Origin of the sequence: Clostridium sp. 1001270J_160509_D11, assembly GCF_015667935.1 — a bacterium.
Lineage (GTDB): Bacteria > Bacillota > Clostridia > Peptostreptococcales > Peptostreptococcaceae > Intestinibacter.
Genome location: NZ_JADPET010000159.1, coordinates 1 through 6,293 on the forward strand (window position 1 = coordinate 1; position 6,293 = coordinate 6,293).

Consider the following 6,293-nt stretch of genomic DNA (forward strand, 5'->3'; position numbering starts at 1 on the left):
AAAGATTCCAAATCTTTTATTATCTACAATAATTCTAGCAATATCTAATATAATTGTAAGAGGTTTAGGATTTATATATAAAATTTTTTTATCAAATATAATAGGAGAACAAGGTCTGGGAATATACCATATAGTATTTAACTTTCTTATGATTTGTATAGCATTAACTACAACCGGCATTCCGACGGCTCTGAGTTGTTTAATTTCAACTAATAATACTTTAAAAGATAAAAAACAAACTAATATATTCTTTATATCGACACTATATATATCATTTTTCATTGCTTTTATTATTTCCATATTTGTATCTATACATAGCGAATTTTTCTCAGATATATTTTTACATAATCCAAAATTAAACCTTTTTATACTAGCTATTTGTCCAGCTATAGTTTTAATAACTCTGTCAAATGTCTTGAGAAGTTACTTCTATGGAATAAAGAAAGTCATTGTTCCTGCTGTTGGTCAAATACTAGAACAAATATCTAGAATTTTATTTTTAATTCTTGTTTACTATTACATAAAAAATGACCACTTACTTTGTTATAGCGCACTTATAGCTATATCTATTGGCGAAATGATAAATATAATATTTATTACAGTAAATCTTTATTATGATTCTAATCTATATAGAAAATTAATTATAAATATAGATGATTTTAAACATGCCTCTTTTGAAATGCTAAAGATGTCTATACCTATAACTTGTAATAGAATGTCGAGTATAGTACTTCAATCAATAAGCTCTATAATAATACCATCTAGATTAATACTTGCTAATATGTCTTATACACAGGCCTTAGGAGCCTATGGTATTATAAGTGGTATGGTTATGCCATTTGTATATCTTCCTTTTTCAGTCGGCTCAGCCCTCGTTGTAAACTTAATTCCAAGTATATCTAGTGAAGTTGCACTAAAAAATAATAGTTTTCTTATAAAGAAAATTAAATATTCTATAGCTCTAACGTTAATTGTAAGTATTTTATGCTCTTTATTATTTTATTTCTTTGCAAAACCGCTTTGTATTTTATTTTTTAAAAACGAAGTCGCTGGAGTTTACTTAAAATCTATGTTTTTAGCTCCGATTTTTTTATCTCTAAATCAAACTTTATCAGCAATACTCCATGGTATAAGAAGAGAATTTATTTCGAGCTTTAATACTATTTTAGGAATGGCAATTCAATTAATCTTTTTATACTTCTTGTTACCTATTCCTAGCTTAAATATATTCGCCTACATATATGTAGTAACTGGAATCGCTATTTTTACTACGCTTTTACATTCAATAGCATTACTCCATGCTTTAAAAAATCCAGCTAAATCAATTTAATTACATGCATACATAAAAAAAGCAACCAATAAGTAGTTTTATTTTTTAAAACGCTCTTATTGGTTGTTTTAATCTATATTAAGAATCAAATATTAAATATTTTCATTTTTATATTATCCTAAATTATATTTATACTATATTTATACTTAGAAACATCCATCAAAGTTAAAGTCTGATGCAGCTACTACTGGAACATCTCTTGCTTGAACTGCTTGTGCTGCTCCTACTACAGAGATTAATGCATATCCTAATAAAGATACAGTAGTTCTTAATAATAATTGTGGATAAACTGGTTTTAATATAGTAACAGTGTATGGATTTTGTGCTGCATTTGTATTTTGTATAGTTGCTTCTACACAACTTAATGATAATTTAGATTGATAGTATTGTTCTACAACACTTGAGTCCATATTATATGCTCTACATAAACTTCCATTTAAAGCTTCATATGTTAAAGCTATGCCACCTGCTGTTGCATTTATTGTAGTTGCTATTTGTACATTTGAACATCCTGCTGTTCCCTTTAATACTACATTTATACTATTTGCTGGGTCTGCTCCTGCTGGTGCAGTTACTGTAGCAGTTGTTGCAGCTTGTGAATAATCTAAAGTAGTTCCCATGCATTGTTGACAACAACTTGATAAACCTGCAGTACTAACTGATGATCTATTTAATAAATTGTGGCTTGAAGTAAATACTGATGTTGGTGTAAGTGCTTTTCCTGCCACTGTTGTTGCTCCTGGAGCTAAAGTTACAGTAGAATCTCCAAAACAAACTTCTGTTATATTTAACTTAAATGTTCCAACTGGTATAGGGTCTCCTGTTACAGTTATTCCTGTTGTAAATGTTTGAGTTCCTCCAGTTGCCAATACAGCTGTTGTACCTGTTGCTACTCTATCAAATTTTATAGCATCTGATACTTTATATGTTCTAATTATATAAGGCATACAATTTGCTGATGTTATTGGTTGTGCTTGTAAACCTATACAGCATTGTGCATTTCCTGCACATGGTGCTAATGTTGAACAAGAAGAATATGTTGAATCTGTTCCTGCTGGTTCATAAGGTATAGGACATTTTGGAGTTTGATCATTGTTATTATTACATTGGCAATTACATTGTACAATTGGTGGTTGTGGTGGTTGTGGTGGTAATGGTTGACTTACTGCAAAATTATCATAATTACATTCTCCTTGGTCCATTATAAATCCTCTAGGATCCATCATATCTTGTGTATATTGATTCCCTCTTATCACTCTAGTATTCATTGCATTTCTATTGCATTGCATTATTGATTACCTCCCATTAATATAAACTTTTGGCTAAAACCAATTTTTTAACCTACTAAATACTATGTTAGAAATGCAAATATTGTTCTTATTTTTGTAAAAAAGTAAAAAATAATTTTTTTTTGTAGAAAATTATACTAATTAGTGATTGTTAACTATAATATTTACGCTTCTATAGAATATAATTTTATAAAGGAATACCAATTTTATAAAGAATAGATTTCTTTAAAGCAAAATATATATTTATAGAGGTGAATCACATGACTTTTATTAATAATACTTCTAATTTAATTAGAAGGTCTTCCAAAGATATATTCTATATTTTTAATAATAACGGTCTTTACTATAATTACTATGATAAAGATAATACCCTAATAAAAGATAATATTTTAATAAGTAATAATACAATTGATTATACACAATTTTACTTTACTATAGACAATTTAGATAAAATCTATGGAATTGTATCAGATAATGCAATCAAAATAGTGGAATGTGAAAAAGACAGTAATATATTTTTACTGAAGGAGACATTTAGCTTTGATTATGAAAAATTTGCTGTTTGTTTTCCATTTATAAAATATATAGATGACAATATCCATATGTTTTATTATGTATATAGTCCTAAGTTTACTAATTCGGCAGTTATTTTTCACCAATATAAAAATAACGAAGGCCAATGGATTGAAAACCAAATAGATTTTGTCAATTTCAATATTTTAAACCAATTCTATATCGTATTTAACGATAATATTCCGACTATATTTTACTTAAATTTAGTAGATAATTATGAACAAGTATTTTATTCTACATTTGATTATAATAATTTGAGTTGGAGCAATCCTATCCAACTTACAAATACTGCTAGCAATAAATTATATTTAAATATATTAAAAATTCCAGATAGCGATATGTATCATTTAGTATTTTGTGAAAATACAAATGATCAATATTCTGTAAAATACTTAAATTTTAATGTTAAGGATAATATCTTAGTCCAAAATATTTCTTGTTTTATAACTGAGCCATCATTATATACTTTTCCATCTTTGATAATGGAGAATTCTATTTTATATTGTATGTGGGTCTCATTTGATAAGTTGTTCACTTCTTTTTCTAAAGATTTTGGGAAAACATGGAGCAAACCTGTGTGTGATGAAACAAGTGTTAGCGAGTATTTTCTAAGAACTAATATACACTCCAATGTAGATGATGATTTAATTTATAAAGATTTATATTTATTTACAACTATGAATACTTTAAGTATTTTAGGATTTTAATATTTTTACAAAAACTAAAAATAGGCAATAGATTTCTATTGCCTAAAATATATTAAATTAAATTAAGAAATACTATCTTTGACAGTTGCAGTTATTTCCTGAATTATTTGCTGAAGCGTTATTTGTATTTGAGTTACCTCCACATTGTTTAAAGTCGCATACTTTAGAGAAAGTATCAACTACTCTTGGTTGAACTTGACTTGAAGAACCAAGTACTACTATTTGTTCTTGTTTTAATATACTTACTACTTCTTGTAAGCAAAGAACTAAGTCTAATCCACCTGGTAATTGGAAGTTATAAGTTGTGCATCCATTAATACATTCTTTACTTATTAATCCTGTACCAACGCAACCTACTGATAATTGAGTTTGATAGTTTTGTCTTAAAGTAAATGAATTTCCATCTGCTGGAACAGATAATTGTGCTGATAATGTATTAAAATTAAATACTGTACAATTAGTAGTAGGAACTACTAATACATTTATCTTTGTGCATCCACATTTACATTTTAAAATTATTTCTAATCCATTTATTTGTATAGTTAATCCTCTTTGTCTATATCTTGTTGTTGTTCCTAATCCTTGTGAACAACAAGTTGTATTTCTTTCTCCACATACAGTATAATCAAAGTTTGATTCACAAGGTGCATCATTAGTCACTTCTTCTACTGTAAATCCTTCTAAAGATGTATTTCCTGGATATATTACCATTTCGTCATAATTAAAGCATATTTGTTCTACAGTAACTCTTCCTTGACCAGTTTTTGGAACCATACCATTTACGTCTATAACTTCATAAGTATAGTCTAATCCTGTTCCATTAGCATCTTGGAATGTTTGGAATTCTATAGTATCAAATATTCTATTAGCATCTATAGCATATGGTATTGTATTAGCTGTTGATACTCTTGGTATATTAAGTGGTGAACTACATAATGTGTTATCACAAGTATTTTTTATACAATTTTGACTTATAGTATCTTCACATGTTTCACAACAATGGTCTTGTTTATGATGATGTTGAGGTTTTTTGCAAGGGTCTACACAATTATTATTACAAGGTTCTGCTTCTTTACATGGTTCTTGACAGCAATTATTGTTTTGCATCATAGAATGTTTAGTTTTGCATCCTCTACCCATATCTTCATTCATATCTCTATCAAGTGCTTCTTCATTACTTAACCCCATCATTTGTGTTGTAACAACCTTATTTTTATTCTTTCTAAGATTTTGCATTTCTTTGTCCCCCTAAATAAGTTATCTATTATACGATATGAGATTCATATAATATACTAAATATTATGCAAATTCTGAGCTAATTGTTCTTATTTGATATGTAATTTGAAATAATAAAGGAATATAATTTCCTTAGAATTAAAAAAATACCTGTATATTTCATACAGGTATTAAATAAAAAACTTGGTTAAAAATTGAAGCACATAGGAAATCATAGTTATTACTGTGTTTTAACTATAATATATCCAATTTTATAGGTTATAATCTACGCTTATATTCCTATGTGCTAAATAATTAAGGTTTTATACTAACTAAAATATCAAGTAATTAATAGCTTTGTCCTGGGAATCTTCTATAACTAGCTGTATTACCTGTTGATCCACCTTGGCAAGGGCTCCAGCATCGTGGTTGTGGTCTATTGCATCCACATCCACAGCCTGTTGATCCTGTTGATCCACCTTGGCAAGGGCTCCAGCATGGTGGTTGTGGTCTATTGCATCCACAGCCTGTTGATCCTGTTGTTCCAGTTGATCCTGTTGTTCCAGTTGATCCTGTTGTTCCAGTTGATCCTGTTGTTCCAGTTGATCCTATTGTTCCTGTTGATCCTATTGTTCCAGTTGATCCTGATACTACTCCACCTGTACTTGAACCTATAGATGCATATACTGGGTCTACTACATAATTAAATGTTGTATGATAGTCTGCTCCATCATATACATTTCTTGAACTATTGTAATATACATTATGATCTACATAGTGATCTCTATAACGATTAGTATTCATAGTATGATAGTTGTTGATTCTATGATGATAAGTGTCATAATAATTTACATTTTCTACAGCTTGTGTAGTTCCAACATTAGCTGTATTGTTAACATAATTATTTACTTGTCCTTGTCTTACTTGAGTTGGTTGTTGAACGTAACCTTGTGCAAATTGATTTCCTGCGATTTGAGATCTATTTTGCATGATTTGACCTTCTAAATATTGATTTTCATAATATTGGTATGGCATTTATACCCTCTCCTTATTTTATATATTTTATTTAGAGCTTTATTTAAACTCTTAATAAATATATATGTAATTTCCGCAAGAGTAGCACCCTCTGGCACCTCAACTATTCCACTATTATTTATCCTTCCACAAATAGCAACTTTT

At 28.5% G+C, this 6,293-nt stretch carries 5 protein-coding genes; 2 read left to right on the top strand and 3 right to left on the bottom strand.

What is annotated here, in order from left to right:
• Positions 1-1,330, top strand: a 1,330-nt coding sequence (locus tag I4U58_RS12035) for an oligosaccharide flippase family protein (protein WP_195931588.1), incomplete at its 5' end; no start/stop codon positions are given.
• Between the two features lie 146 nt (positions 1,331-1,476).
• Here I4U58_RS12035 and I4U58_RS12040 read toward each other — a convergent pair.
• Complete coding sequence (locus I4U58_RS12040; RefSeq protein WP_195931589.1) at positions 1,477-2,619, bottom strand: hypothetical protein; 1,143 nt, start codon at positions 2,617-2,619, stop codon at positions 1,477-1,479.
• Between the two features lie 260 nt (positions 2,620-2,879).
• On the opposite strand from I4U58_RS12040, the gene I4U58_RS12045 reads away from it, so the two are divergent.
• Positions 2,880-3,899 carry a hypothetical protein gene (locus tag I4U58_RS12045; RefSeq protein ID WP_195931590.1) on the top strand — a complete coding sequence of 340 codons (1,020 nt, stop codon included), beginning with the start codon at positions 2,880-2,882 and terminating at the stop codon, positions 3,897-3,899.
• 72 nt (positions 3,900-3,971) lie between these two features.
• Here the strand turns inward: I4U58_RS12045 and I4U58_RS12050 are convergent, their stop codons facing one another.
• A complete protein-coding gene (locus I4U58_RS12050; protein ID WP_195931591.1) occupies positions 3,972-5,135 on the bottom strand; it encodes a hypothetical protein in 1,164 nt (387 codons plus the stop codon).
• Positions 5,136-5,462: 327 nt separating this feature from the next.
• A complete protein-coding gene (locus tag I4U58_RS12055) occupies positions 5,463-6,149 on the bottom strand; it encodes a hypothetical protein (RefSeq protein ID WP_195931592.1) in 687 nt (228 codons plus the stop codon).
• Between the last annotated feature and the right edge of the window lie 144 nt (positions 6,150-6,293).

Coding starts and splice junctions, on each gene's coding strand:
- I4U58_RS12055 (WP_195931592.1), bottom strand. CDS start 6,149: ATGCCATACCAATATTATGAAAATCAATATTTAGAAGGTCAAATCATG.
- I4U58_RS12045 (WP_195931590.1), top strand. CDS start 2,880: ATGACTTTTATTAATAATACTTCTAATTTAATTAGAAGGTCTTCCAAA.
- I4U58_RS12050 (WP_195931591.1), bottom strand. CDS start 5,135: ATGCAAAATCTTAGAAAGAATAAAAATAAGGTTGTTACAACACAAATG.
- I4U58_RS12040 (WP_195931589.1), bottom strand. CDS start 2,619: ATGCAATGCAATAGAAATGCAATGAATACTAGAGTGATAAGAGGGAAT.